The following is a 25,268-nucleotide window of genomic DNA, read 5'->3' on the forward strand; positions in this document are numbered from 1 at the left end:
CCATCGCTTAACCAACATTGTTCGTGGAGAGAGAAACAAATGCTCAAGACATTGAAGCTCACCGCTTTATCGGTCGGCATGATGTGCGCGGCGCAAGCCATGGCCGCCGATCTGACGGTCATTTCCTTCGGCGGTGCGAACAAGGCAGCTCAGGAAAAGGCCTTCTACGCCCCGTGGGAAAAAGCAGGCAACGGCAAGATCGTGGCTGGCGAATACAACGGCGAGATGGCCAAGGTCAAAGCCATGGTCGACACCAAAAGCGTGAACTGGGACCTGGTTGAAGTCGAGTCCCCCGAGCTGTCCCGTGGTTGTGACGAAGACATGTTCGAAGAGATCGATCCCGCCATTCTGGGCAAGAAAGAAGACTATGTTCCCGGCGCCATTCAGACATGCGGCGTCGGCTTCTTCGTGTGGTCGACCGTACTGGCCTACAACGCCGACAAACTCAAGACAGCACCCACCAGTTGGGCTGATTTCTGGGACACCGATAAATTCCCGGGCAAGCGCGGCCTGCGTAAGGGCGCCAAATACACCCTTGAATTCGCCCTCATGGCCGACGGCGTCGCTCCAAAGGACGTCTACAAGGTACTGGCCAGCAAAGACGGCCAGGATCGTGCCTTCAAGATGCTCGACAAGTTAAAGCCAAACATCCAGTGGTGGGAAGCCGGCGCCCAGCCGCCGCAGTTCCTGCAGTCGGGTGACGTGGTGATGAGCTCGGCCTACAACGGCCGTATCGCGGCGGTGCAGAAAGAAAGCAACTTGAAAATCGTCTGGAACGGTGGCGTCTACGATTTCGACTCTTGGGCCATTCCCAAAGGCGCGAAGAACGTAGAAGAGGCCAAGAAATTCCTGGCCTACACCCTCAAACCCGAGCAGCAAAAGACCTACTCCGAGAACATCGCCTACGGTCCGGCCAACAGTCAGGCTGTCAGCCTGCTGACGGCGGACAACCAGAAAAACATGCCGACCACGCCTGAGAACATCAAGGATCAGGTGCAGTTGAGCGTGGGCTTCTGGACCGACAACGGCGAGTCGCTGGAGCAGCGTTTCAACGCCTGGGCCGCCAAGTAAGACCGGGGGCTTGACCGGGGGCGCTGCATTGGTCGGCGTCGCCCGCATGCCATAGCCGCTGGCTAGAGGCCAACCCTTGGCGGTTGTTGCACCACGTTTGAAGTGAGTTAACCGGGCGCTTCGCCTGCCTCTTCCTCCAGAAACAGGGCAGGCGAAGCACCCCTCGTTCGAAAGATTTCGGAGTTCGCTATGGCCACCGCCGTGCCCCTGACTGAAGGCGCCAGCCCGACCTTGAAGCAACGCCTGGCCCGTGCCGAGCGCGTCAACCGCTGGAAGGCTCAGGCGTTGATCGCGCCATTGGCGATTTTCCTCTTGCTGGTCTTCCTCGTGCCCATTGCGGCGCTGCTGTACAAAAGTGTGAACAACCCGGAAGTGGTCGCTGGCATGCCGCTCACGGTGGCACAAGTGAGCCAATGGGACGGCAAGGGCTTACCCCCTGAAGCCGTCTACAAAGCGGCGAGCCAAGACTTGGCCGACGCCCGCAAAAACCAGACATTGGGCGATCTGTCCAAGCGCCTGAACCAGGAACTGGCAGGTTACCGCAGCCTGTTGGCGAAAACGGCCCGCGCCTTGCCTTTCAAGGAGGAGCCGGTCTCGTACAAAGAAGGCCTTGAAACCATCGACGAGCGCTGGGGCGATCCGGCCTACTGGCAGGCCATTCGTCGCAATACCTCCAGCTTCACTCCGTATTATTTGCTGGCGTCGCTCGACCACCGCATCGATGACCTGGGCGAACTGGCCCCCGCGACGCCTGATCAGGCGATCTATCTCGACATCTTCGCCCGCACGTTCTGGATGGGGCTGGTGATCACCCTGTTCTGCCTGGTGCTCGCCTACCCATTGGCGTACCTGCTGGCGAATCTGCCAGCGCGTCAGAGCAACCTGCTGATGATTCTTGTGCTGCTGCCGTTCTGGACCTCCATTCTGGTGCGAGTCGCCGCATGGATCGTGTTGCTGCAATCCGGCGGCCTGATCAACGGCGCGCTCATGGCCATGGGCATCATCGACAAACCCCTGGAGCTGGTCTTCAACAGGGTCGGCGTGTACATCTCCATGGTCCACATCATGCTGCCGTTCATGATCCTTCCGATCTACAGCGTCATGAAGGGCATCTCACCGACGTATATGCGTGCCGCGATATCCTTGGGCTGTAACCCTTTCGCCAGCTTCTGGCGGGTTTATTTCCCACAAACCTATGCGGGTGTGGGGGCCGGTTGCCTGCTGGTGTTCATCCTCTCGATTGGCTACTACATCACCCCGGCGCTGCTCGGCAGCCCCAACGATCAGATGGTCAGTTATTTCGTGGCCTTCTACACAAACACCAGCATCAACTGGGGCATGGCAACCGCTTTGGGTGGTCTGCTGCTGCTGGCCACAGTCGTGCTGTACTTGATCTATAGCTGGCTGGTCGGCGCCAGCCGCCTGCGTCTGAGCTGAGGAGAACGATTCATGTTGAGCCCTTATTCCTCACCCATCGAGCGGGTCTGGCATTACACGCTGCGTATTCTCTGCGCGCTGATTCTGTTGTTTCTGGTGTTGCCGGTGCTGGTCATCGTGCCACTGTCGTTCAACTCCGGCAGCTTTCTGGTCTATCCACTGCAAGGCTTCTCGTTGCATTGGTATCAGGATTTCTTCAGCTCCGCGGAGTGGATGCGCTCGCTGAAGAACAGCCTGATCGTCGCCCCGGCCGCGACCCTTTTGGCCATGGGCTTTGGCACGTTGGCCGCCATCGGCCTGACCCGCAGCAACTTTCCCGGCAAATCGCTGGTGATGGCCCTGGTCATTTCCCCCATGGTGGTTCCGGTGGTCATCGTCGGCGTGGCGAGCTACCTGTTTTTCGCGCCCTTGGGCCTGGGCAATAGCTACACCTCGCTGATTCTGGTGCATGCCGTGCTTGGGGTGCCGTTCGTGATCATCACGGTGTCGGCCACGTTGCAAGGCTTCAACTACAACCTGGTACGCGCTGCCGCGAGCCTCGGCGCATCGCCCATCACGGCCTTCCGCCGGGTAACCCTGCCGCTGATCGCACCCGGCGTCATTTCGGGGGCGCTGTTCGCCTTTGCGACCTCGTTCGACGAGGTGGTGGTGACGCTGTTCCTCGCCGGCCCTGAACAGGCGACCCTGCCACGGCAGATGTTCAGCGGCATCCGCGAGAACCTCAGCCCGACCATCGCCGCAGCAGCCACACTGTTGATCGGCTTCTCGGTGGTGTTGCTGTTGGCACTGGAGTGGCTGCGCGGACGCAGTGAGAAGCTGCGCACCTCGGCGGTGTGATCGACACGTCTTTGCGATCGCTCGTGCCCACCCTGCGTGGGCACGACCAGTAATCCGTTAAACTCCACCGCTCCTCACCCCGCCACGGAGACCGCGGTGAACGTCAATGACGCCAGTTTCGAAGAACTGCTCAACGCTTTGCACGACGGTGTCTACATCACCGACGGCCAAGGTACGACGCTTAAGGTCAACCATGCCTACGAACGGTTGACCGGCCTGAACGGTGCCGACTTGATCGGCCGTCCGATGCAGGAACTGGTGAAAGAAGGGGTCATCTCGCAGTCGGCTTCACTGCGCGTCTTGCAGGAGGGGCGTCCGGTGTCGGTGATGCAGAGCCTTAGCCAAGGCAAGAAGCTGCTGGTCAGTGCCACGCCTATTCTCGATGCCGATCACCGTATTTCCTACGTCGTCAGCACCGTGCGCGACATGACCGAACTGCTGCGCATGAAGCATGAGCGCGATGAGCTGCAACAGCTCAAGCAGTTGCGCAGCAGCACGGCCAGGCTGCACGCCGGCCAGCGGGACAATCTGCTGGATTCGCAGCTGATGGCCGATCAGGAAGTGTCAGGAAGGGTGTTCGCGCTGGCCCGGCAAGTCGCGGGCAGCTCGGTCAAAGTGCTGCTGCAAGGTGAAACCGGCGTCGGTAAGACCCTCGTCGCGCAGTTTATCCACAATGCCAGCCCTCGCGCCAAAGAGCCTTTCCTGGCGCTCAACTGCGGTGCGCTGCCGGAGAATCTGATCGAGGCGGAACTGTTCGGCTACGCGCCCGGTGCCTTTACCGGCGCAGGGCCGAAGGGCAAGCGTGGGCTGCTGGAGTTGGCCCATCACGGGACGTTGTTTCTCGACGAAATCGGTGATTTGCCGTTGGCGGTGCAGGTCAAGCTGCTCAAAGTCATCGAAGAGAATCGCTTCATTCCCGTGGGCGGGCTGGAGCTCAAGGAAGTGGACGTGCGCATCATCAGCGCCACTCACCATGACCTCAAGCAAAGGGTGGCAGAAGGGACGTTTCGTGCGGATCTGTTCTACCGACTGAACGTCGTCCCCATTCACATCCCGGCCCTGCGTGAGCGCAGCGAAGAAATTCCTCCTTTGTTGCAGTACTACCTCGACCGGTTCAATGCCCATTATGAGCGGCAGGTGCAGTGGGGTCTGGAAGCCCTGGACTTGATGTGCGAGTACGCCTGGCCAGGCAACATCCGCGAGTTGATCAACATCGTCGAGCGACTGGTGGTGACCAACCTCAGTGGGACCATCGAAGCGTTGGACCTGCCCGAGGACATTCTCAATTTCAACCCGTCTCTCGCCCATGACAGTCGACTGCCGCTGCGCAAGGTGCTGGAAAACGCCGAGCGCGCTGCGATCAGGGCTGCATTGCAGACCCACAAAACCACGCGCCTGGCGGCCAAGGCCTTGGGAGTCAGCCAGGCCACCGTGGTGCAAAAAATGAAGCGCTGGGAGCGCTCCGATTAGCGGCCCGCTGATCAGTTTTTCAATCACGCCCCGCTTCACCGATCAAAAAGCTGATCAGGACCGCCCGGTCTCTTTTGCTTCGACTGCCCGTGATTCGCCTTGAAGCCTTCTGCCGCGGGGCCTTCGGCGAATTGGCACAGCTTTGGCTATCCCCTCTGGCACGTCTTCACTAAAACAACGCACACAGGACGAGCCCGATGACCCTTTCCGCCTCGCGCATCAGCGCCTTCAAAATCGCGAACAAACTGATCACAGGTCAGGCTGCCATCGAGCAGTTGGCCACAGAGCTGACCCGCCTCAACGTCAATAACCCCTTGGTCGTCACGGACGCGGTTCTGGTCAAGTCCGGCACAGTGGACCTGGCGCTGGCGCAATTGGGCGGGCGGCGTTACGGCATCTTCGATCAGGTCAAGCCCGAACCTGAAATTGCCATTGTCGAGGACTGCACTCGCGCCTTTCGCGAGGGCGGTCATGATGGGTTGATCGGCCTGGGCGGCGGCAGCGCGATCGACATTGCCAAGGGCGTCGCGGCCTTCGCTCATCACGACGGGCCACTGGCCGAGCTGTTCGGCGTCGATCTGGTCAAGCACAAGGGCCCCGCGCTGATCGCGATCCCGACCACCGCAGGGACGGGGTCGGAGGTGACAAACGTCGCGATCTTCTCCGATAAGCAAGCCCAGCTGAAAAAGGGCATCGTCAGCGACTTTCTGTTGCCGGACGTCGCGCTTGTCAGCCCGGTCATGACACTGACCTGCCCGCGGAGCGTGACAGCGGCCAGCGGTGTCGATGCATTGGTGCACGCCATCGAGTCGTACCTTTCGGTCAACGCTTCGCCCATTACCGACGCCATCGCTCTGGGCGCGATCAAGCTGATCGTCAAAGCCTTGCCTAAAGCGTATGCCAACCCTGCCAACGTTCAGGCGCGCGAAGACATGGCCACCGCCAGCCTGATGGCCGGAATGGCCTTTGGTAATGCAGGCGTCGGAGCCGTGCACGCGCTCGCCTATCCACTGGGCGGCCGTTTCAACATTGCCCATGGGGTCAGCAATGCCTTGCTGCTGCCCTACGTGATGGAGTGGAACAAGATGGCCTGCGTCGAGCGCTTTCGCGACATCGCCGACGCCATGGGCTTGCAGGTGTCCGGATTGAGCGACAAGGACGCCGCCGATGAAGCCGTCAAGGCGATGGCCGATTTGTGTGCGGCCGTGGACATCCCGAGAGGCATGCGCAGCTTCGATGTCCCGGAAGATGCCCTTCCTGCGATGGCCGAGGAAGCCAGCAAAATCGATCGCCTCATGCGCAACAACCCTCGCAAGCTGACCGCCGCCGATATCGAAAAGATCTACCGGGCGGCTTACTGATCCGCACCACGCAATACGCCCGATCCAACGGTCGGGCAACGACCGATACAAGACCAATAAAACGGGTACACGACATGTCAAACACTCCCCCGCTTAGGAGCGAAAGCCCCTACATCCCTTTCGGCCCTTTCAAAGTGCGGTTGCCGTTTATTCATTACAAATTCGAGATGCCGGACTACTTGCAGGGCTTGCTGATGTGCGCTGTGGATCTGGCCGCCATCCCGCTGATGACCGAATTGCTCGGCATGCCGTTCGAAGTGGCGCTGGCCGTTGTGATGCTCAACGGCCTGTTGTATCTGACTCACCACTTGCTCGGCGATCCGACCGTTCCGGGCTGGATCACCCCGGCGGTGCCCCTGCTGATGGCCTACTGTGCGCAATTCCCGATGGGGCCGGAGCGCGTGCATGCTTTGATCGCCTTTCAGTTGATGCTTGGGGTGTTCTCGATAGCGCTGGGCATGACGGGGATGGCCAGAAAAGTGGTCGAGTATGTGCCCCCTGCCATCAAGTCCGGCATCATCGTGGGCGCCGGGTTGAGTGCAGTGATCGCCGTCTTCCAGGTAGGCGGCAAATTCAACGTCCTGCCATGGACCATCTCCATCGCCGTAGGCATCGCGTTCTATTTGATCTTCTCCCAACACTTCAATGAGTTGAAGCAGCGCAATCGCTTTTGGTGGAACTTCGCCAAGCTGGGCATCTTGCCAATCATTCTGCTGGCGGTGGTGATCGCTCCGCTGTTCGGCGAGGCACCCTGGCCGACCATTCAGTGGGGCATCAGCAAGCCCGACTTCGCTGGCCTGTGGCACGACTACACCGTCTTCGGGCTGGGCATGCCGCCGCTCTCAATGTTCATTTCGGCGCTGCCGACCATGCTCGCCGTGTACATCATCGTGTTCGGTGACGTGCTGAGCGCGAAGTCGCTGCTCGACGAGGCGGAGACTGTCCGCACCGATGAGGTCGTCGATTACAACCCGGACCGCGCGCACTGGATTTTCGGTGCACGCAACGCGTTCATGAGTATTTTCGGCCCGGACGTCGCCATGTGCGGCCCTAAATGGGCGGCGATGCTGGTGGTGGTCATCGAGCGTTTCAAAGGCGGACCCAAAGCGATGCAGTCGATCATCGGCGGTGTCGGCTCGTTCCGCTGGGGCACTAACACCGGGCTGTTGCTGCTTCCGGTCGTGACGCTGGTGCAGCCAATTCTTGGGGTTGCGCTGTCGCTGACCCTGCTGATCCAAGGCTATGTCAGCGTCCGCCTCGGCATTCTAGAAGCGCGCAGCCAACGCGACCTGGGCATCGCGGGCGTGATCGGCGCGGTGCTGGCGATCAAAGGCGCCAGTTGGGCGTTCGGCGTCGGCGTGGTGTTGTGTCTGTTGATCTACGGCAAGAACTTTTTCAAAGGCGAAGTGGACGGCACTTTCAGCAAAGATGTGAAAGCGCCGGATGCGAAGCCGGTCATCAAGGCCGAGCGCATCGAGGAAGAAGCGTTGGCTGATTGAGCCCGACTGTGGGGTAGGGTCGCTCCCGCGCAGCGCGTGGGGGTGATCCGAAGTCGCCGCCAGGGGGTGGCCCCGCAAGTGAAGTCTGGGCATCTGCCGTGCGTAGGAACCTGCATTCATCCGCCGCACGACCCATGTTCGAAACTCTGGAGTACAATGCGCGCCACCGTGATTTCGCTCAAAAAAGGTGCGTCATGCAGCCCTTCGCTATTGCTCCTTCGATTCTGTCCGCCGATTTCGCCCGCCTGGGGCAGGAAGTCGACAATGTTCTGGCCGCCGGCGCCGACATCGTTCACTTCGACGTCATGGATAACCACTACGTCCCCAACCTCACCATCGGCCCGATGGTCTGCGCGGCGTTGCGCAAATACGGCATCACCGCGCCCATCGACGTGCACCTGATGGTCAGCCCGGTGGACCGCATCATCGGCGACTTCGTCGAAGCCGGTGCGACCTACATCACCTTTCACCCGGAAGCGACCCAGCACATCGACCGCTCGCTGCAACTGGTGCGCGAAGCGGGCTGCAAATCCGGCCTGGTGTTCAACCCGGCGACACCGCTGAATCTGCTCGAGTACGTGATGGACAAGGTCGACATGATCCTGCTCATGAGCGTGAACCCAGGCTTCGGTGGCCAGAAATTCATCCCCGGGACGCTCAACAAGCTGCGTGAGGCGCGAGCACTGATCGATGCCTCCGGGCGCGACATCCGCCTGGAGATCGACGGCGGCGTCAACGTCAACAATATCCGTGAGATCGCTGCGGCCGGGGCCGACACCTTCGTCGCAGGCTCGGCCATTTTCAATGCCCCCGATTACAAAGAGGTCATTGAAAAAATGCGTGCAGAACTGGCGCTGGCTCGCTGATGAGCGGCTTTGAACAGCTCTTTCCCGGCCGCCTGCCTCGGCTGATCATGTTCGACCTGGATGGCACCCTCGTCGACTCGGTGCCAGACCTGGCCGCCGCTGTGGACAAGACGCTGACTCAGCTCGGTCGCGCCCCTGCCGGCATCGAACGGGTCCGTGACTGGATCGGCAATGGTGTTCGCGTGCTGGTGCGGCGCGCGCTGGCCAATGGGATGGACCACTCGGCTGTCGATGAGGCCGCGACCGAAGAAGCGCTGGCGATCTTCATGGAGGTCTACGGCGACAATCATTCCCTCACGCGCGTTTACCCCGGCGTGCGCGAAACGCTGAAATGGCTGCAGAAGCAAGGGGTGGAGATGGCCCTGATCACCAACAAGCCGGAGCGTTTCGTGGCGCCGCTGCTGGACGACATGAAGCTGGGGCGTTTCTTCCGCTGGATCGTCGGCGGTGACACGCTGCCTCAGCAGAAGCCGGATCCGGCAGCGTTGTTTTTCGTCATGAAAATGGCCGGGGTGCCCGGCTCGCAGTCCCTGTTCGTGGGCGACTCCCGCAACGACGTGCTGGCGGCGAAGGCGGCCGGTGTCGCCTGCGTCGCATTGAGTTATGGCTATAACCACGGGCGTCCGATTGCCGAAGAGTCCCCGGCGCTGGTCATCGACGATCTGCGCAAACTGATTCCCGGTTGCTTAGAAGCGGGGGCTGGGATAACGTTGCCCGACGTTCCACACCCTTCCTTTAGAGAATCCATCGTGGTGGTCACTCGCAAACTCTGGATGAAAGTCATCAAGGCCCTGGCCCGTTGGCGTTGGCGCGCCTGATTTGAATCTGGCCGGGCTTCCGGCGCGTTTGCATACCTGACCGTTTTACCTCTTGCCACGAGGCTGATCATGATCCGCGAAGAATTCCTGCGTTTGGCCGCTGAAGGCTACAACCGTATCCCGCTTGCTCTTGAAACCATCGCCGACTTCGACACGCCGCTGTCGATTTACCTGAAACTCGCCGACGAGCCGAATTCTTACTTGCTCGAATCGGTTCAGGGCGGGGAGAAGTGGGGGCGTTACTCGATGATCGGTCTGCCATGCCGCACGGTGCTGCGTGTGCATGATCACACCGTGAGCGTGACCCATGACGGCGTTGAAACCGAACGCTTGGAGGCAGAAGACCCTCTGGCGTTCGTCGAGACCTTCAAGGCGCGTTACAACGTCCCGACCATCCCCGGCCTGCCGCGCTTCAATGGCGGGCTGGTGGGTTATTTCGGCTATGACTGCGTCCGATATGTCGAGCCGCGATTGGGCAAATGTCCGAATCCAGATCCAGTCGGTGTGCCGGACATTCTGTTGATGGTGTCCGACGCCGTGGTCGTCTTCGACAACCTCGCCGGCAAGATGCACGCGATCGTGCTGGTTGACCCCGCCCAGCCTGAGGCCTACGAGGCGGGCCATGCTCGCCTGCAAGCACTGATGGAAAAGCTGCGCCAACCGATCACGCCACGTCGCGGGCTGGACTTGACCCGTCCGCAAGCGGCTGAGCCGGTGTTTCGCTCCAGTTTCACCCAGGGCGATTACGAAAACGCGGTCGATACGATCAAGGAATACATTCTGGCAGGGGACTGCATGCAAGTGGTCCCGTCGCAGCGCATGTCCATCGACTTCAAGGCCGCGCCTATCGACCTGTACCGCGCGCTGCGTTGCTTCAACCCGACGCCTTACATGTACTTCTTCAATTTCGGCGACTTCCATATTGTTGGCAGTTCGCCCGAAGTGCTGGTACGTGTCGAAGACAACCTGATCACCGTACGGCCGATCGCCGGTACACGTCCGCGCGGTGCGACCGAAGAAGCGGATCATGCGCTGGAAGTCGATCTGCTCTCCGACGACAAGGAAATCGCCGAGCATTTGATGCTCATCGACCTGGGCCGCAACGACACCGGTCGCGTCTCGGAGATCGGCTCGGTGAAGCTGACCGAAAAGATGGTCATCGAGCGCTATTCCAACGTGATGCACATCGTTTCCAATGTCACCGGCCAATTGAAGCAGGGCTTGACGGCGATGGACGCCCTGCGGGCGATTCTGCCGGCCGGCACCCTGTCCGGTGCACCGAAGATTCGTGCGATGGAAATCATCGATGAGCTGGAGCCGGTGAAGCGTGGCGTGTATGGCGGAGCGGTGGGCTACTTGGCGTGGAACGGCAACATGGACACCGCGATTGCCATTCGCACCGCAGTGATCAAGAACGGTGAACTTCACGTTCAGGCGGGCGGCGGGATCGTGGCCGACTCGGTGCCTGCGCTCGAGTGGGAAGAAACGCTGAACAAGCGCCGCGCCATGTTTCGCGCCGTGGCGCTGGCCGAGCAGACCCCCGAGGGGTAATGCGCCGCTGATGGGGTCGAACGTGGGGGTCTCTGGCCCCGCGTTTCCGTTTAGTTGCCGGGGGCCGTTCCGCAGAGCTCAACGTGTTTCGGTGCGCGCAACCTACCCAAACAGAGTGGCTGATCCGCCTCTTGAGCGCCGTTCTGACTCCTTTCAGTGGTTTTTTTCTGGCGTAGAATCATATTGCGCCGGGTGACCCGGTACGCTAATGTCCCGAAACGTTTAGATGAGACTCCTTCCGTGACGACTGTCAGCAAACTCTTGATGCGCGTTATCAAGGCCCACGCCCGTTGGCGTTGGCGCGCCTGACTTTTCCCCTGCCGGATTCCGGCTCTGCTACACCCTGCCTTCGAACAACGCCTTGCGCGACAGTTGACCCTTCCCTTGGCGGGACATGCCAGGCGATGAGTCAGGCAACGTTTCGAAGGTTCGCACAAGGTCAGATTTCAAGAGGTTAAGCACGCCATGCTGCTGATGATCGATAACTACGACTCTTTTACCTATAACGTCGTGCAATACCTGGGCGAACTGGGCGCCGACGTTAGAGTCATCCGCAACGATGAAATGACCGTGGCCGAAATCGAAGCGCTCAATCCGGAGCGCATCGTGGTTTCGCCAGGCCCCTGCACGCCTAATGAGGCGGGTGTCTCCATCGACGTCATCAAGCACTTTGCAGGCAAGCTGCCCGTGCTAGGCGTTTGCCTCGGCCATCAAGCGATCGGCCAGGCGTTTGGTGGCGAAGTGGTCCGCGCGCGTCAGGTGATGCACGGCAAGACCAGCGACCTGATCCATAAAGACCAAGGCGTGTTCGCAGGTCTCAAGCACCCACTGACGGTCACCCGTTATCACTCGTTGGTGGTCAAGCGTGACACCTTGCCCGACTGCCTGGAGATGACCGCCTGGACTCAGTTGGAGGACGGCTCGGTCGACGAGATCATGGGCGTACGTCACAAAACGCTGAACGTCGAGGGCGTCCAGTTCCATCCTGAGTCGATTCTCTCCGAACAAGGCCATGAGCTGTTCGCCAACTTCCTCAAGCAGACCGGCGGCGTGCGTCAGGGTTAAGGACACTTCGATATGGCGATGGATATCAAAACGGCGCTGGGCCGGGTTGTAAATCAACTGGACCTGACCACCGACGAAATGCGCGATGTCATGCGCGAAATCATGACCGGGCAATGCACGCAGGCACAGATCGGCGCCTTTCTGATGGGCATGCGGATGAAGAGCGAAACCATCGACGAAATCGTCGGTGCCGTTTCGGTGATGCGCGAACTGGCCGATCAGGTTCAGTTGCAGTCGTTGGATCGTGTGGTCGATATCGTCGGCACCGGCGGCGACGGCGCGAATATCTTCAACGTTTCCACGGCCGCATCGCTCGTCATCTCGGCAGCGGGCTGTACCGTCGCCAAGCATGGCAATCGCGCGGTGTCGGGCAAGAGCGGCAGTGCCGACTTGCTGGAGGCGGCGGGTGTGTACCTGAACCTGACCCCGGTTCAGGTAGCGCGCTGCATCGACAGCGTGGGGATCGGTTTCATGTTCGCTCAGACCCATCATCAAGCGATGAAGCATGCCGCGGGTCCGCGCAAGGAAATGGGGCTGCGCACGCTTTTCAACATGCTCGGTCCACTGACTAACCCGGCAGGGGTCAAGCATCAGGTGGTCGGTGTATTCAATCAGGCGCTGTGTCGCCCGCTTGCCGAGGTACTCCGGCGCCTGGGCAGCAAACATGTGCTGGTGGTGCATTCGCAGGATGGCCTGGACGAGTTCAGCCTCGCCGCACCCACGTTCGTGGCGGAACTCAAGAACGATCAAGTGACCGAATATTCGGTACAACCCGAAGACTTGGGTATCAAGAGTCAGAGTCTGTTTGGTCTGGTTGTGGAAAGCCCTCAGCAGTCGCTGGAGTTGATTCGTGACGCATTGGGGCGCCGCAAGACCGAAAATGGCCAGAAGGCGGCGGAAATGATTGTGCTCAATGCGGGTGCGGCGCTCTACGCGGCGGATCACGCGTCGACGCTGAAAGAGGGTGTGGAACTGGCCCATGACGCGCTGCATACCGGCCTGGCCCGTGAAAAACTGGAAGAGCTGGGTGCCTTCACTGCGGTATTCAAACAGGAGAATGAAGGATGAGCGTGCCAACGGTACTGGAAAAGATTCTCGCCCGTAAGGCCGAAGAGGTGGCGGCACGTCGCGCCAGCGTCAGCTTGTCCGAGCTGGAGACCCTGGCTGCCACAGCCGATGCCACGCGCGGGTTCGCCAAGGCACTGATCGATCAGGCCAAGCGCAAACAGCCGGCGGTCATCGCGGAAATCAAGAAGGCCTCGCCCAGCAAAGGGGTTATCCGCGAGAACTTTCAGCCTGGTGAGATAGCCAAGAGCTACGAAGCGGGTGGCGCAACCTGCCTGTCAGTGCTCACCGACATTGATTTCTTCCTGGGTGCCGATGCTTATCTGAAGGAAGCACGCAGTGCGTGCAAGTTGCCGGTCATTCGCAAGGATTTCATGATCGACCCCTATCAGGTGGTCGAAGCGCGCGCATTGGGTGCCGATTGCATATTGCTGATCGTATCGGCCCTCGAGGATGGACAAATGGCGGAACTGGCCTCCGTCGCCAAATCCAACCAGCTCGATGTGCTGGTTGAAGTGCATGATGGTGACGAGTTGGAGCGCGCGCTGAAGACCCTCGATACTCCGTTGGTCGGCATCAACAACCGCAACCTGCACACCTTCGAGGTCAGCCTGGAAACCACCCTTGACTTGCTCCCGCGTATCCCGCGTGATCGCCTGGTGGTGACCGAAAGCGGGATCTTGAACCGCGCCGACGTCGAATTGATGGAAATCAACGACGTGTATACCTTCCTCGTGGGCGAAGCCTTCATGCGTGCCGAAAAACCGGGTGTGGAATTGCAGCGTCTGTTCTTCCCGGAGAAGGGTGCGGCGATCAAGTCCAGTACGCTGGATTGATTGGGCAGGCATACCTGTTCCATAGGTGAGAGCAAGCTCACGCCCAGTGACCGTCGGCAGGCTATCGAATGAGTAGATACCTCGAGATCTGCGTAGAGGCTGGCCTGCAGGCCGAACAGGACCTGCTGGCCTCGGTGTGCGCCGGAGAGGCCGATCACGGACTGCTGTTCTGGCGGCCCAATGACCACGCGCTAGTCATGCCTCGGCGTCTCAGCCGCCTGCCCGGTTTTACTGAGGCCAGCGAAACGCTGGCGGACATCGGCTGGCCTGTTCTGCTTCGGGAAAGCGGGGGCGAGCCGGTCCCCCAGTCCCCCGCCACAGTCAACGTTGCGCTGGTCTACGTTCAGCCGAAGACGGAGCCTGATCGCGACCGTATCGAAAACGCCTACATGCGGCTGTGTCAGCCTATGCTCGATGTCTTGAATGAGCTGGGCGGCGTTGCATCGCTCGGAGAGGTAGACGGCGCATTCTGCGACGGCCGTTTCAACGTGAACCTCAACGGGCGCAAAATGGTGGGGACCGCTCAGCGCTGGCGTCAGAGTCAGGGCGGGAAACGCCCGGTGGTGTTGGCCCACGGTGCGATGCTGCTGGACAACGAGCGGGTCGACATGGTCAATGCGGTCAACCGCTTCAATGAGATGTGCGATCTTGAGCAACGTTGCCGGGCAGACAGTCACGTTGCGCTGCGGGAAATGTACGCGGGTAACGATTTCCTCGACCGGCTGACAGAACGCTACGCGGCCGTGCTGGTCGGCCTGTAGCAAAGGGCTCAGCGAGTGCCGTAGACCACCATGGTCTTGCCGCGCACGTGCACCAGTTTCTGCTCTTCCAGCGATTTCAATACGCGTCCTACCATCTCCCGAGAGCACCCCACAATGCGACCGATCTCCTGACGGGTAATCTTGATCTGCATGCCGTCCGGGTGAGTCATGGCGTCTGGCTGCTTGCACAGATCCAGTAGGCTGCGAGCCACGCGCCCGGTGACGTCCAGAAAGGCAAGATCGCCGACCTTGCGTGTTGTGTTACGCAAGCGCTCGGCCATCTGTCCGCCCATCGCGTACATCAACTCAGGATCATGCTGACTTAGCTCGCGGAACTTGGCATAAGTGATTTCGGCAACTTCACACTCGGTCTTGGCGCGCACCCAGGCGCTCCGCGAGCCGTCGTTGACAGGCTGAAAGAGCCCAAGCTCGCCGAAGAAGTCACCACTGTTCAGGTAGGCGACGATCATCTCCCGCCCGTCACTGTCTTCGATCAGAATCGTCACCGACCCTTTGATAATCAGGTAGAGGGACTCCGACTGTTCACCTGCACAAATGATGTTGGTTTTGGCCGGACAGCGCTGTCGTTGAGCGTGAGGAAGGAGTTTGTCGACCAGCTTCATTTTGTTTGGAGGGGTCATGGCAACCATGGGGGTATCCCGTAAAAAACTGCGCCCTGCGGCATTCTTATAGGTATCGGCAGTATTTCTGATTTACCGCAGTTCTACAGCGGCGATTCGCCATTTTTTCGGAAAATTCCTACATTTTTGTCCCGGAGCGGCAGTTTCCGGCCCGCGCAGCGGCACAGCGACCTTGTGCTAAGCTGGCCGCCTTTTTTCAAGCATTGGAGTCCTGGGGATGAAAGCGCGTATTCAATGGGCGGGTGAGGCCATGTTCCTTGGCGAATCGGGCAGCGGCCATGTGGTCGTGATGGACGGCCCGCCCGAGAGCGGCGGTCGAAACCTGGGTGTGCGCCCAATGGAAATGGTGCTGATCGGCCTGGGCGGTTGCAGCAACTTCGACGTCGTCAGCATCCTCAAGAAAGCGCGCCAGCCGGTCGAGAGCTGTGAGGCCTTCCTGGAGGCCGAGCGCGCCACCGAGGACCCGAAGGTCTTCACCAAGATCCATTTGCATTTCGTGGTCAAAGGCCGTGGCCTGAAGGAGGCCCAGGTCAAACGCGCCATTGAACTTTCGGCTGAAAAATATTGCTCGGCGTCCATCATGCTCGGCGCTGCCGGCGTCGAGATTACCCACGACTACGAGATCATCGAGCTGGGTTGATTGACAGGAAAGGCGCCATTCCGGCGCCTTTCCGATACGTGCCCCCACAGAAGACAGCCCTCGCTGTCGTGACCCTTCTCAGATGCGGTAAGTGCTCTTGGTCATCACCTTGGCCAACAGGCTCATGCCAAACTTCACCGGGGCCGGGAAGCGATAGCCCCCGGCTTCAATGGCGCCTTCGGCGTGCTGTTCCTCATCGGTTCGCATCTGCTCCAGAATGGCGCGGGACTTTTCGTCCTCTGCTGGCAGCTGTTGCAGGTGCTCGTTCAAGTGTTTGCACACCTGATCTTCAGTGGCTGCGACGAACCCTAGACTGATTTTGTCGCTGATCAGGCCGGCGACCGCGCCGATCCCGAACGACATGCCGTAGAAAAGCGGATTGAGCACACTGGTGTGACTGCCCAACTGATGGATGCGCTGCTCGCACCACACCAAGTGGTCGATTTCTTCTTCCGCCGCGTGCTCCATCGCTTTGCGCACCTGGGGCAACTTCGCGGTCAGGGCTTGCCCCTGATACAGCGCTTGAGCGCAGACTTCACCGGTATGGTTGATGCGCATGAGACCGGCGACATGACGGGTCTCGGTCTCGCTCAGCTTCGAGTCACGCTGGACGATGGCAGGTGAAGGGCGATGAGCGTGCGCACTGGCGGGCAGCAGCGTTTTCATCGCCGCATCGGCTTGCAAGAGAAAACGATCAATAGGGGAGTAGTGACGTTCGGTAGCCATGGGCACCTCCGGATAAAACCACGGCGGTCAGTCTACCTCAATCCGCAGGGCGGGGCTTGCTCTGCATCAGCCCGCCGAGGCGCCAAACAGACACCTGGCGAGCATAACGCGTTGAAATCGCGACTTAACCCGGCGGCCAAGTCATTTGACGTTTGCCCAAGACATGCAGGTGAATGTGATAAACGGTCTGGCCGCCTTTCTCATTGGTGTTCATGACCACCCGAAAGCCGTCTTCACAGCCTTGCTCTTTGGCCAGGCGCTGGGCAGTGAACAGAATGTGGCCCAGCAACCCCTTGTCCTCTTCCGTCACGTCGTTCAGCGTGGCAATGGGTTTCTTAGGAATGACCAGAAAGTGGACCGGCGCCTGTGGCGCGATGTCGTGGAAGGCCAGTACCTGATCATCTTCGTAGATGATCTTCGCCGGGATTTCCCGGTTGATGATCTTGGTGAACAGAGTTGTCACAGCCTTGTGTCTCCTTAGAAGAGGAATGATCCGAGTGTACTGGGGAGGTCATACCGCGCCCAGCCATTTCTTGAAGCTTGTGGTCAGGCCGACAGTCTCGACTTGATTATCGAGCTCCAGATTTTGCGGGTCAGCCAGCGACCCGTTACGCGCGGCAGACCGGTGATGAAACGGTTGCGCCATCCGGGAATAATGATCGCCTTGTTCTTGTCGAGCGCACGCACGGTATAGAGCGCAACCTCTTCAGCTGTCAGGGTTGTGTCGTTGATGAAATTGTCAGCGTTCAACTGGGCCGCGCGGAAAAACGAGGTGTGCGTCGGGCCTGGGCACAGTACTGAAACCTTCACCCCGGTTTTCTTCAGTTCTTCGCGCAGCCCTTCCGAAAAATGCAGAACGAACGCTTTGCTCGCCGCGTAGGTGCTCATCCACGGTCCAGGCTGGAATCCCATGATTGATGCCACATTAAGGATCTGGCCGCCGCCCTGTACGGCCATCAAATTGCCGACGGTGTGGCAAAGGCGGGTCATTGCCAGGACGTTGAGGTCGAGCAGGTCCTGCTCCTGCGCCCACTCCTGAGCGAGAAACGGTCCGCTGTTGCCAATGCCAGCGCAGTTCACGAGCAAGTCGATCTGCCTCTCGCCATCTTCCAGTTCCAAAAGAAAGCCGGAAAGGCGCAGCGGCTCACCCAGATCACAGGCGCGGAAAAGCACCTCGACGCCGAAGCGCTGGGTAAATTCGATTGCGATGCTCTCCAGCATGTCCCGATGGCGGGCCACCAGAATCAGGTGGCGACCACGACGGGCCAGCGCTTCGGCGATGGCCAGGCCGATACCGCTGGATGCGCCGGTGACGAGGGCGTAACGGGTCATGCTGTTCTCCAATAAGGTGTTGCGAGTGTCGAGACAGCGTCCTTGCTGCCAGGCAGTTATTGATCGTCGTCTGTGCCGGATAGCTCATCGACCTCTGGAGGATCGACAGGAACGATGGGTTCGGCAGCGCCTTCGGCGTCATCGTCATACGGCAGCGATTGTTCATACTCGCCGGTGGTGATTTCGACTTCTTCTTTGACTTTTTGCAGGCCACCCATCAGGCCACCCGCGAACACCACGGCGAGAAAAATTACCCAGAGAGCGGCGAGGCATTTGACCCCTCTGGTATTGGGCGGAGGCGGCGGGCCGTAACGATTCGGACCACTGTTCCCTGGGATGATCATCATCAGGAAAGGAAAGAAGCTGCCCACGAATGGCACGAGATTGAGCAACAGCAGCCAGGCTGACCATCCCGCGTCGTGCAGACGTTGCGCCCCCATCTGAATGCTGATGACGACTACCGCCACAAACAGAACGGCGGCCAGCAGCCCGCCAGCCACCAGCGACAGGCTCATGACCCCAAAGCACAAGGCCGCGAGCAGCAAGCCTATGAACGTCAACACCATGGTCCAGGCCAGATAGCGCAGCCTGCCGATACGACCTTGCACGGTAAATACCTTCAGCTCTCCCACGGTCGGCCACGGCTGGGCGACCGCAGAGCGCGGCGGCGCATAGGGCGATTTGGGCTGCTCTAGCGCGGCGTGTACGGGCGCTGGTTCTTCGATGTCTTCAAGAGTCCAGGCGACAGGCTGCTCCGCCTCGACTCGGGCATCCACCCCTGCGTCATTCAGTGCTTTCAAATAGCGCTGCGCATCGTCATGAGTCAGGCCTCGCTTGAGCGTAATAGGCTTGCCAGAGAACAGCCGGTCGACGGAGGACACGTCAGTCTTGAACAGTTGCGCAAGGTTCAGACGTGCAGTCTCCAGATCGACCCCTGTTCGGAGCTGCCCTTCGAAAACGATCTTGAAATGCTCGGCCATGGTTGGCTTCCTTGTCAGGGTTGAAGGCGTCTCTTGCCAGAGATCAGAACGGCTTGACCACTACGAGAATGACGACAGCCAGGAGAATCAGAACCGGAATTTCGTTGAACCAGCGGTAGAACACGTGACTACGGCCATTTTCGCCCCGCGCGAAACGCTTCACTTGAGCGCCACACATATGGTGGTAGCCGATCAGGATGACCACCAGCGTCAGCTTGGCATGCAGCCAGCCCTGTTGGAGGTAGCCGGGGATGAGTGTAATCAGCCAGATACCAAACACCAGCGTTGCGATCATGGCGGGCCCCATGATGCCGCGATAGAGCTTGCGCTCCATGGTACAGAAACGTTCACGGCTGACGGCGTCTTCGCTCATCGAGTGGTAGACGAACAGGCGGGGAAGGTAGAAGAGGCCTGCGAACCAGCAGACGAGGGAGACGATGTGCAGTGCTTTTATCCACAGATAGAGCATTTTGGTTTTTCCAGGATCACGGTGGCGCAAATAGTAGTGGCTTGCGTGCCCGTACGTCACGTTCACGGTTGTCCCGAGGGCGACGGACTCATATCATCAGCGGCTTTCCAGTGGTTTCGTTGAGGGCAGGTTATGGTCAAGGTCGGTATCGTCGGTGGCACGGGTTACACCGGCGTCGAGTTGCTGCGTCTTCTGGCACAGCATCCGGAAGCAGAAGTGGTCGCGATCACTTCGCGTTCCGAGGCGGGTTTGCCGGTCGCCGACATGTATCCGAACTTGCGCGGTCATTATGACGGACTGGCCTTCAGCGTTCCCGATGTGAAGGTGCTGGGTGCCTGTGACGTGGTGTTCTTCGCGACGCCTCATGGCGTTGCCCATGCGCTGGCAGGTGAACTGCTCGCAGCCGGTACCAAAGTGATCGACCTTTCCGCAGATTTTCGTCTGCAGGACCCAGTCGAATGGGCCAAATGGTACAACCAGCCCCACGGTGCGCCTGAGCTATTGCCTGAAGCGGTGTACGGCCTCCCGGAAGTCAATCGCGAGCAAATCAAAGGGGCTCGCCTCATCGCCGTACCGGGCTGCTACCCAACCGCCACCCAGTTGGGCTTCCTGCCGTTGCTCGAAGCAGGTCTGGCGGATCCGTCCCGCCTGATCGCCGACTGTAAATCCGGCATCAGCGGCGCAGGACGTGGCGCTAGCGTCGGGTCGCTGTATTCCGAAACGAGTGAAAGCTTCAAGGCCTACGCCGTGAAAGGCCATCGCCATCTGCCGGAGATCAGCCAAGGGCTGCGTCGCGCAGCGGGTGGTGACATCGGTCTGACCTTCGTACCGCATCTGACGCCAATGATTCGTGGAATTCACGCCACGCTGTATGCGACGGTGGTCGACACCTCCATCGATCTGCAGGCATTGTTCGAAAAGCGCTACGCCAATGAGCCTTTTGTCGATGTGATGCCGGCCGGCAGCCACCCCGAGACGCGCAGCGTTCGCGGTGCCAACATCTGCCGCATCGCCGTTCACCGTCCTCAGGGCGGCGATCTGGTGGTGGTATTGTCGGTCATCGACAACTTGGTCAAGGGCGCATCGGGCCAGGCAGTGCAAAACATGAACATTCTGTTCGGATTGGATGAGCGCCTCGGACTGGCTCATGCAGGCATGCTTCCCTGACAAAAGCGTCCTCAGGCCTTGAGGGCGCTGCAGGGGCGCAGGCGTTTGGCTTGCCCCCTGTCGCTCGAAGCCTGTCGCTGTCACTGGAATAGTTGACCAATTTTCTAGGACAAGCGGATAATGGCCGTCATTACGCAATATGACGGCTTACCGCCGGGAGATTTGAGCATGAGTGTTGAAACCTTCACACCTACGGCTCTGGAATTCACGCAAGGTGCTGCGCACAAAGTGAAAACCCTGGTCGATGAAGAGGGCAATGACCGCCTGAAGTTGCGAGTTTTCGTGACCGGTGGCGGCTGTTCCGGTTTCCAGTACGGTTTCACCTTCGATGAAGACGTTGCCGACGATGACACCGTTGTCGAGCGAGAAGGTGTGAGCCTGGTCGTCGACCCGATGAGCTTCCAGTACCTGGCCGGCGCAGAAGTGGACTATCAGGAAGGGCTGGAAGGCTCTCGTTTCGTGATCAAGAATCCGAACGCCGCGACGACCTGTGGGTGCGGTTCTTCCTTCTCGATCTGAGCCTTGCTGGCAACGACGTCCTGCAAAAAAGCCGCGTTTGTTACGCGGCTTTTTTTTGCATCATGCCGATCGATTCAGGCAGGGTAAATCGCCCCTAGAACCCGTAAGCCCTTGGCTCCGGTAACGCTGGGGCGGTTGGCAGGGACGCTTTCCAGCGCGCAATGTGCCAGCCAGGCAAACGCCATGGCTTCCACCCAGTCAGGGTCGACGCCGAAGTCGGCTGTACTGGACACTTTGGTATTCGGCAGCAGTGCCGCCAGTCGACCCATCAAGGCCTTGTTGTGAGCCCCGCCGCCGCAGACCAGCAATTCTTTGGTCTGCGCTTGAGCTGATTGCAACGACTCGGTGATGCTCAAAGCCGTTACTTCAAGCAGCGTCGCTTGCACGTCTTCGGGCCTCAGCGTTGGCAACTGAAACAGGTGATGATGAACCCAGCCAAGGTTGAAGACTTCCCGCCCCGTACTTTTTGGGCCGCGAGTCTGAAAGAACTGATCGCTGAGCATGGATTTCAGCAGATCGGGGTTGACGGTTCCGCTGGCGCCCCAGGCGCCGTCTTTGTCGTAACTCAGGCCGCGCTGGGCTTGAATCCACGCATCGAGCAAAACGTTGCCCGGGCCCGAATCGAAACCTGAGACCGGTTTGTCGATTTCGATCAGGCTCAGGTTACTGAAGCCGCCGACGTTGAGAACTGCGCGGTAGTCCTTGTTATCGTCGAACAACGCTTCGTGAAACGCCGGGACCAAAGGAGCGCCTTGCCCCCCGGCGGCGATGTCACGCTTGCGAAAGTCGCTGACAACGGTAAGGCCCGTCAGCTCCGCGAGCAGCGCCGGATTGCCGATCTGAATGGTGAAGCCGCGCGCCGGTTCGTGCCGAATCGTCTGGCCGTGGCTGCCGATGGCTCGGATCTCACCGGCGGACACGTTCTGTTTGTCCAGTAACGCCAATACGCCTTGTGCCGCGAGGTGCACCCATTTCTGCTCGGCGATGCCTGCGCGCGCCAGCTCGTCGGGTCCACTGGCGCAAAGCCCCAGCAACTCAGCGCGCAAGTCGTCAGGCATGGGGATGTAATGAGTGCCGAGCAAACGCGGGCGGTCACCCTGTTCTACGAGTGCGAAGTCGAGTCCATCCAGACTGCTTCCGGACATTACACCTACATATAAAGTCATGGGTCAGCGCTTACTCGAGGCCAGCATGGTGGCCTTTTCCTGGTCCATGCGCGCCATCAGTGGTTGGCTCTCCTGCATGAACCGCTGTTTTTCGGACTTGGCGATCGGGTCTGCCATTGGCAGTTTCTGACCCAGAGGGTCAACGTGAACGCCGTTTACCTGAAACTCGTAGTGCACATGCGGACCTGTGGACAGGCCGGTTGTTCCAATATAACCGATGACCTGACCTTGTTTGACCACCGATCCATTCTGAATGCCTTTGGCAAAACCCTGCATGTGGCCATACAGCGTGCGGTAGGTCTCGCCATGCTGGATGATCACCGTATTGCCATAGCCGCCGCGACGGCCCGCGAGGATGACTTTCCCATCACCCGTCGCCTTGATCGGTGTGCCGCGAGGTGCAGCATAGTCGATACCCTTGTGGGCGCGGATTTTGTTCAGGATCGGGTGCTTACGGCCCATCGAGAACAGCGAACTGATGCGAGCGTATTCTACTGGCGTGCGGATAAACGCCTTACGCATGCTGTTGCCATCGGCGGTGTAGTAATTGGTATTGCCCTGCTTATTGGTGTAACGCACGGCTGTGTACGTCTTGCCACGGTTAGTGAAACGGGCAGACAAGATATTGCCTGTGCCGACGGTCTTGCCGTTGATCACTTTCTGCTCGTAGATCACGTCAAATTCGTCGCCCTTGCGGATGTCCTGAGCGAAGTCGACGTCATAACTGAAGATATTGGCCATATCCATCGTCATGCTGTGGCTCAGTCCGGCGCGTTGTGCCGATTGCGAGAGCGAATTATTGATCACACCATGGACATAGGCCGTGCGCACGTTGGGTTTGCTGACATCGCGAGTAAAGGTGTAGCCCTTTTCGGTTCTGGACAGGCTGATGGTTTCCAGATCGCTCAGCTTGCTGTGTAGCTGCTTGAGGTTGCCATCCGGCCCAAGCTCGAATTGCAAGACCTGCCCGTTCTTCAACTGGCTGAACTGCTTCGCTTGCTTGTCGCTGGCCATGACCTCGTGCACCGCAGCCGCTGGCAACCCTACCTTCTCGAACAGCGTGGAAAGCGTGTCCCCTTTGGAGACGACGATCTCTCTGTGATTAGCGTTTTTCGCAGCGGCGACGGCTTCTTTTTTGACAGGCGCTGCCGCAGGCTCGTTTGTGGCAGTTCCTTCAGTGGCATCGTCGCCGTTGTCGATCTGCGCGAATGGAGATTCAGTCGGGAGTTCTGTGGCTTGAGACTGATCTTGAGCGTCTTGTTCTTGCTTGAGCTGCTCGATCGGGGTTTCCGGTTCGAGACTGAGGTGAGTTTTTTTGGCTTCGACATCACTGGATGGAAAAACCAGAAGGGCCAGGCTCAGCAGGGCCGCGATACCGCTGGCTGCGAGCAGGTGGCTCTTCGGATAAAGCGGAGGCGCTTTAGGCGGAGTGTCGTTCATAGGTAATTTTGACTTTGAAAAAAGATGAAATGGAAAAGATGAATGACATGATGAAGATGAAATAACTGTATAAAATATAACCAAAACCTGCCCGAGGCAAGCTTGCGTGCGGATCCGCTCCGGATTCGCGGGGCTGTTCTGTCCCGAACTTGTATTTGGGCGGTGATCTTGTATGGTTGTTTCCCTTTGAAATATGGCATTACGGGGCTGTTATGAAGTCGGTTGAAGAGCAGCTGGCGCTGATCAAGCGCGGCGCGGATGAACTCCTGGTCGAATCCGAATTGGTCGCGAAACTCAAGCGTGGTCAGCCACTGCGCATCAAAGCCGGTTTCGACCCGACTGCGCCGGACCTGCACCTGGGGCATACGGTGCTTATTAATAAGCTGCGTCAATTCCAGGAGTTGGGCCATCAGGTCATCTTTCTGATTGGCGATTTCACCGGCATGATCGGCGACCCAAGCGGAAAAAGCGCAACACGTCCGCCGCTCACGCGCCAGCAGGTGCTTGATTACGCCGAAACCTATAAATCCCAGGTCTTCAAGATTCTTGATCCGGAAAAAACCGAGGTGGCATTCAACTCCACCTGGATGGATCAGATGAGCCCTGCCGATTTCATTCGTCTTTCATCTCAATACACGGTTGCCCGCATGCTGGAGCGGGATGACTTCGACAAGCGCTATACCTCGAATCAGTCCATTGCCATCCACGAGTTTCTTTATCCGCTGGTCCAGGGCTACGACTCCGTCGCCTTGCGAGCTGATGTCGAGCTGGGTGGTACGGATCAGAAGTTCAACCTTCTTATGGGGCGTGAGTTGCAGCGCGCCTATGGTCAAGAAGCGCAGTGCGTCCTGACCATGCCCTTGCTCGAAGGTTTGGATGGCGTGAAGAAGATGTCCAAATCCCTGGGTAACTATGTGGGGATTCAAGAAGCACCCGGCATCATGTACAGCAAGCTGGTTTCTATTCCGGATGCGTTGATGTGGCGCTATTTCGAATTGCTGAGCTTTCGCTCAATGGAGGAGATCGGCGCGTTCAAGGCTGAGTGCGAGGCTGGGGCGAATCCGCGCGATATCAAGATCAAGCTCGCAGAGGAAATCGTCGCTCGTTTTCATGGCGAAGAGGCAGCTGCCTCTGCGCACCGTTCCGCGGGCAATCGCATGAAGGATGGCGAGCTGCCTGAGGATCTGCCGGAGATTGCGGTTCCTGGGACTGAAGACATGCCGATCGCTGCTGTCCTTAATAAGGCAGGGTTGGTCAAGAACGCGGCAATCGCTCGCGACCTCCTTGCGTCGGGCGGTGTGCGCGTTGATGGTGAGGTGGTAGATCGGAGCTTCATCTTCAAGCTGGGTGCGACACATGTTTGCCAGGCGGGCAAGAAGGCATTCGGGCGCATCACGCTGAGCTGAGGCTGGCGTCCGCTGCGCGGGGCGGTTTGCCGCCTCCTGCGGAGCCTGATGAGAAACTTTCCTCTTTTCCGAAATAAGTGCTTGACGGGCCTTCAGATGTCTCTATAATTCGCCCCACTTCCGGCGCAGTCGGAACCGAAAACTC

The 25,268-nt window shown here is 59.2% G+C and carries 25 protein-coding genes; 17 read left to right on the plus strand and 8 right to left on the minus strand.

The window, feature by feature from the left end; all coding sequences use genetic code 11:
* Positions 1–39 precede the first annotated feature (39 nt).
* From DBP26_RS23775 to DBP26_RS23835, 13 genes are all read left to right on the plus strand, one after another.
* Positions 40–1,071 carry an ABC transporter substrate-binding protein gene (locus DBP26_RS23775; protein WP_108239967.1) on the plus strand — a complete coding sequence of 344 codons (1,032 nt, stop codon included), beginning with the start codon at positions 40–42 and terminating at the stop codon, positions 1,069–1,071.
* A gap of 189 nt (positions 1,072–1,260) precedes the next feature.
* Positions 1,261–2,508, plus strand: coding sequence for an ABC transporter permease (locus DBP26_RS23780; protein ID WP_108239968.1), 1,248 nt, complete (start codon positions 1,261–1,263; stop codon positions 2,506–2,508).
* Positions 2,509–2,520: 12 nt separating this feature from the next.
* Positions 2,521–3,345 (plus strand): ABC transporter permease, encoded by an 825-nt coding sequence (locus tag DBP26_RS23785; protein ID WP_108239969.1) that lies wholly within the window; start codon positions 2,521–2,523, stop codon positions 3,343–3,345.
* Positions 3,346–3,441: 96 nt separating this feature from the next.
* Positions 3,442–4,815: a sigma 54-interacting transcriptional regulator gene (locus DBP26_RS23790; RefSeq protein WP_108239970.1), complete on the plus strand. Its 1,374-nt coding sequence runs from the start codon at positions 3,442–3,444 to the stop codon at positions 4,813–4,815.
* A gap of 197 nt (positions 4,816–5,012) precedes the next feature.
* On the plus strand, positions 5,013–6,176 hold the full coding sequence (locus DBP26_RS23795; RefSeq protein ID WP_108239971.1) for an iron-containing alcohol dehydrogenase: 1,164 nt from the start codon (positions 5,013–5,015) through the stop codon (positions 6,174–6,176).
* A 74-nt stretch (positions 6,177–6,250) separates the two neighbouring features.
* Entirely contained in the window at positions 6,251–7,675 is a 1,425-nt protein-coding gene (locus DBP26_RS23800; RefSeq protein WP_108239972.1) for a hypothetical protein, read from the plus strand.
* A gap of 194 nt (positions 7,676–7,869) precedes the next feature.
* Complete coding sequence (rpe, locus tag DBP26_RS23805) at positions 7,870–8,541, plus strand: ribulose-phosphate 3-epimerase (RefSeq protein ID WP_108239993.1); 672 nt, start codon at positions 7,870–7,872, stop codon at positions 8,539–8,541.
* The gene (locus DBP26_RS23810; protein ID WP_108239973.1) at positions 8,541–9,359 is read left to right on the plus strand and encodes a phosphoglycolate phosphatase; all 819 of its coding nucleotides are present in this window, start codon (positions 8,541–8,543) and stop codon (positions 9,357–9,359) included. The genes rpe and DBP26_RS23810 overlap by 1 nt, the downstream gene beginning before the upstream one ends.
* A gap of 69 nt (positions 9,360–9,428) precedes the next feature.
* Positions 9,429–10,910 (plus strand): anthranilate synthase component I, encoded by a 1,482-nt coding sequence (gene trpE, locus DBP26_RS23815; protein ID WP_108239974.1) that lies wholly within the window; start codon positions 9,429–9,431, stop codon positions 10,908–10,910.
* Positions 10,911–11,375: 465 nt separating this feature from the next.
* Entirely contained in the window at positions 11,376–11,975 is a 600-nt protein-coding gene (locus DBP26_RS23820) for an aminodeoxychorismate/anthranilate synthase component II (protein ID WP_108239975.1), read from the plus strand.
* Positions 11,976–11,993: 18 nt separating this feature from the next.
* Positions 11,994–13,043 carry an anthranilate phosphoribosyltransferase gene (gene trpD, locus DBP26_RS23825; RefSeq protein WP_108239994.1) on the plus strand — a complete coding sequence of 350 codons (1,050 nt, stop codon included), beginning with the start codon at positions 11,994–11,996 and terminating at the stop codon, positions 13,041–13,043.
* Positions 13,040–13,876 (plus strand): indole-3-glycerol phosphate synthase TrpC, encoded by an 837-nt coding sequence (trpC, locus tag DBP26_RS23830; RefSeq protein ID WP_108239976.1) that lies wholly within the window; start codon positions 13,040–13,042, stop codon positions 13,874–13,876. The genes trpD and trpC overlap by 4 nt, the downstream gene beginning before the upstream one ends.
* A gap of 68 nt (positions 13,877–13,944) precedes the next feature.
* Positions 13,945–14,637, plus strand: coding sequence for a lipoate--protein ligase family protein (locus DBP26_RS23835; RefSeq protein ID WP_108239977.1), 693 nt, complete (start codon positions 13,945–13,947; stop codon positions 14,635–14,637).
* An 8-nt stretch (positions 14,638–14,645) separates the two neighbouring features.
* Here DBP26_RS23835 and crp read toward each other — a convergent pair whose 3' ends face one another.
* Complete coding sequence (gene crp, locus DBP26_RS23840; RefSeq protein ID WP_108239978.1) at positions 14,646–15,287, minus strand: cAMP-activated global transcriptional regulator CRP; 642 nt, start codon at positions 15,285–15,287, stop codon at positions 14,646–14,648.
* Between the two features lie 208 nt (positions 15,288–15,495).
* Between crp and DBP26_RS23845 the strand changes: the two genes are divergently transcribed.
* Positions 15,496–15,918 (plus strand): OsmC family protein, encoded by a 423-nt coding sequence (locus tag DBP26_RS23845; RefSeq protein ID WP_108239979.1) that lies wholly within the window; start codon positions 15,496–15,498, stop codon positions 15,916–15,918.
* 78 nt (positions 15,919–15,996) lie between these two features.
* Here the strand turns inward: DBP26_RS23845 and coq7 are convergent, their stop codons facing one another.
* The 5 genes from coq7 to hemJ form a co-directional block, all read right to left on the minus strand.
* A complete protein-coding gene (gene coq7 / locus DBP26_RS23850) occupies positions 15,997–16,644 on the minus strand; it encodes a 2-polyprenyl-3-methyl-6-methoxy-1,4-benzoquinone monooxygenase (RefSeq protein WP_108239980.1) in 648 nt (215 codons plus the stop codon).
* Between the two features lie 124 nt (positions 16,645–16,768).
* A complete protein-coding gene (locus tag DBP26_RS23855; protein WP_108239981.1) occupies positions 16,769–17,107 on the minus strand; it encodes a histidine triad nucleotide-binding protein in 339 nt (112 codons plus the stop codon).
* 83 nt (positions 17,108–17,190) lie between these two features.
* Entirely contained in the window at positions 17,191–17,976 is a 786-nt protein-coding gene (locus tag DBP26_RS23860) for an SDR family oxidoreductase (RefSeq protein ID WP_108239982.1), read from the minus strand.
* Positions 17,977–18,032: 56 nt separating this feature from the next.
* Positions 18,033–18,956, minus strand: coding sequence for a DUF805 domain-containing protein (locus tag DBP26_RS23865; protein WP_108239983.1), 924 nt, complete (start codon positions 18,954–18,956; stop codon positions 18,033–18,035).
* Positions 18,957–18,999: 43 nt separating this feature from the next.
* Entirely contained in the window at positions 19,000–19,425 is a 426-nt protein-coding gene (gene hemJ, locus DBP26_RS23870; RefSeq protein ID WP_108239984.1) for a protoporphyrinogen oxidase HemJ, read from the minus strand.
* A gap of 132 nt (positions 19,426–19,557) precedes the next feature.
* Between hemJ and argC the strand changes: the two genes are divergently transcribed.
* Both argC and erpA read left to right on the plus strand, forming a co-directional pair.
* Positions 19,558–20,592: an N-acetyl-gamma-glutamyl-phosphate reductase gene (gene argC / locus DBP26_RS23875; RefSeq protein ID WP_108239985.1), complete on the plus strand. Its 1,035-nt coding sequence runs from the start codon at positions 19,558–19,560 to the stop codon at positions 20,590–20,592.
* A 168-nt stretch (positions 20,593–20,760) separates the two neighbouring features.
* Positions 20,761–21,111 (plus strand): iron-sulfur cluster insertion protein ErpA, encoded by a 351-nt coding sequence (gene erpA, locus DBP26_RS23880; RefSeq protein ID WP_108239986.1) that lies wholly within the window; start codon positions 20,761–20,763, stop codon positions 21,109–21,111.
* Between the two features lie 74 nt (positions 21,112–21,185).
* On the opposite strand, the gene DBP26_RS23885 is transcribed toward erpA, so the two are convergent.
* Together DBP26_RS23885 and DBP26_RS23890 are read right to left on the minus strand one after the other, a co-directional pair.
* On the minus strand, positions 21,186–22,277 hold the full coding sequence (locus tag DBP26_RS23885; RefSeq protein WP_108239987.1) for an anhydro-N-acetylmuramic acid kinase: 1,092 nt from the start codon (positions 22,275–22,277) through the stop codon (positions 21,186–21,188).
* A gap of 3 nt (positions 22,278–22,280) precedes the next feature.
* The gene (locus DBP26_RS23890; protein ID WP_108239988.1) at positions 22,281–23,717 is read right to left on the minus strand and encodes a peptidoglycan DD-metalloendopeptidase family protein; all 1,437 of its coding nucleotides are present in this window, start codon (positions 23,715–23,717) and stop codon (positions 22,281–22,283) included.
* A 212-nt stretch (positions 23,718–23,929) separates the two neighbouring features.
* On the opposite strand from DBP26_RS23890, the gene tyrS reads away from it, so the two are divergent.
* A complete protein-coding gene (tyrS, locus tag DBP26_RS23900; RefSeq protein ID WP_108239990.1) occupies positions 23,930–25,123 on the plus strand; it encodes a tyrosine--tRNA ligase in 1,194 nt (397 codons plus the stop codon).
* Positions 25,124–25,268 lie beyond the last annotated feature (145 nt).

Origin of the sequence: Pseudomonas sp. RIT409, from assembly GCF_003052515.2 — a bacterium.
Classification (GTDB): Bacteria; Pseudomonadota; Gammaproteobacteria; order Pseudomonadales; family Pseudomonadaceae; genus Aquipseudomonas.

What these genes read in the sequence shown, in the direction of transcription:
- DBP26_RS23775 (WP_108239967.1), top strand. Translation starts at nt 40, where the DNA reads ATGCTCAAGACATTGAAGCTCACCGCTTTATCGGTCGGCATGATGTGC.
- DBP26_RS23885 (WP_108239987.1), bottom strand. Translation starts at nt 22,277, where the DNA reads ATGACTTTATATGTAGGTGTAATGTCCGGAAGCAGTCTGGATGGACTC.
- DBP26_RS23780 (WP_108239968.1), top strand. Translation starts at nt 1,261, where the DNA reads ATGGCCACCGCCGTGCCCCTGACTGAAGGCGCCAGCCCGACCTTGAAG.
- DBP26_RS23800 (WP_108239972.1), top strand. Translation starts at nt 6,251, where the DNA reads ATGTCAAACACTCCCCCGCTTAGGAGCGAAAGCCCCTACATCCCTTTC.
- rpe (WP_108239993.1), top strand. Translation starts at nt 7,870, where the DNA reads ATGCAGCCCTTCGCTATTGCTCCTTCGATTCTGTCCGCCGATTTCGCC.
- DBP26_RS23810 (WP_108239973.1), top strand. Translation starts at nt 8,541, where the DNA reads ATGAGCGGCTTTGAACAGCTCTTTCCCGGCCGCCTGCCTCGGCTGATC.
- erpA (WP_108239986.1), top strand. Translation starts at nt 20,761, where the DNA reads ATGAGTGTTGAAACCTTCACACCTACGGCTCTGGAATTCACGCAAGGT.
- crp (WP_108239978.1), bottom strand. Translation starts at nt 15,287, where the DNA reads ATGGTTGCCATGACCCCTCCAAACAAAATGAAGCTGGTCGACAAACTC.
- DBP26_RS23785 (WP_108239969.1), top strand. Translation starts at nt 2,521, where the DNA reads ATGTTGAGCCCTTATTCCTCACCCATCGAGCGGGTCTGGCATTACACG.
- DBP26_RS23820 (WP_108239975.1), top strand. Translation starts at nt 11,376, where the DNA reads ATGCTGCTGATGATCGATAACTACGACTCTTTTACCTATAACGTCGTG.
- DBP26_RS23890 (WP_108239988.1), bottom strand. Translation starts at nt 23,717, where the DNA reads ATGAACGACACTCCGCCTAAAGCGCCTCCGCTTTATCCGAAGAGCCAC.
- DBP26_RS23795 (WP_108239971.1), top strand. Translation starts at nt 5,013, where the DNA reads ATGACCCTTTCCGCCTCGCGCATCAGCGCCTTCAAAATCGCGAACAAA.
- DBP26_RS23865 (WP_108239983.1), bottom strand. Translation starts at nt 18,956, where the DNA reads ATGGCCGAGCATTTCAAGATCGTTTTCGAAGGGCAGCTCCGAACAGGG.
- coq7 (WP_108239980.1), bottom strand. Translation starts at nt 16,644, where the DNA reads ATGGCTACCGAACGTCACTACTCCCCTATTGATCGTTTTCTCTTGCAA.
- trpE (WP_108239974.1), top strand. Translation starts at nt 9,429, where the DNA reads ATGATCCGCGAAGAATTCCTGCGTTTGGCCGCTGAAGGCTACAACCGT.
- trpC (WP_108239976.1), top strand. Translation starts at nt 13,040, where the DNA reads ATGAGCGTGCCAACGGTACTGGAAAAGATTCTCGCCCGTAAGGCCGAA.
- argC (WP_108239985.1), top strand. Translation starts at nt 19,558, where the DNA reads ATGGTCAAGGTCGGTATCGTCGGTGGCACGGGTTACACCGGCGTCGAG.
- DBP26_RS23835 (WP_108239977.1), top strand. Translation starts at nt 13,945, where the DNA reads ATGAGTAGATACCTCGAGATCTGCGTAGAGGCTGGCCTGCAGGCCGAA.
- trpD (WP_108239994.1), top strand. Translation starts at nt 11,994, where the DNA reads ATGGATATCAAAACGGCGCTGGGCCGGGTTGTAAATCAACTGGACCTG.
- DBP26_RS23845 (WP_108239979.1), top strand. Translation starts at nt 15,496, where the DNA reads ATGAAAGCGCGTATTCAATGGGCGGGTGAGGCCATGTTCCTTGGCGAA.
- hemJ (WP_108239984.1), bottom strand. Translation starts at nt 19,425, where the DNA reads ATGCTCTATCTGTGGATAAAAGCACTGCACATCGTCTCCCTCGTCTGC.
- DBP26_RS23860 (WP_108239982.1), bottom strand. Translation starts at nt 17,976, where the DNA reads ATGACCCGTTACGCCCTCGTCACCGGCGCATCCAGCGGTATCGGCCTG.
- tyrS (WP_108239990.1), top strand. Translation starts at nt 23,930, where the DNA reads ATGAAGTCGGTTGAAGAGCAGCTGGCGCTGATCAAGCGCGGCGCGGAT.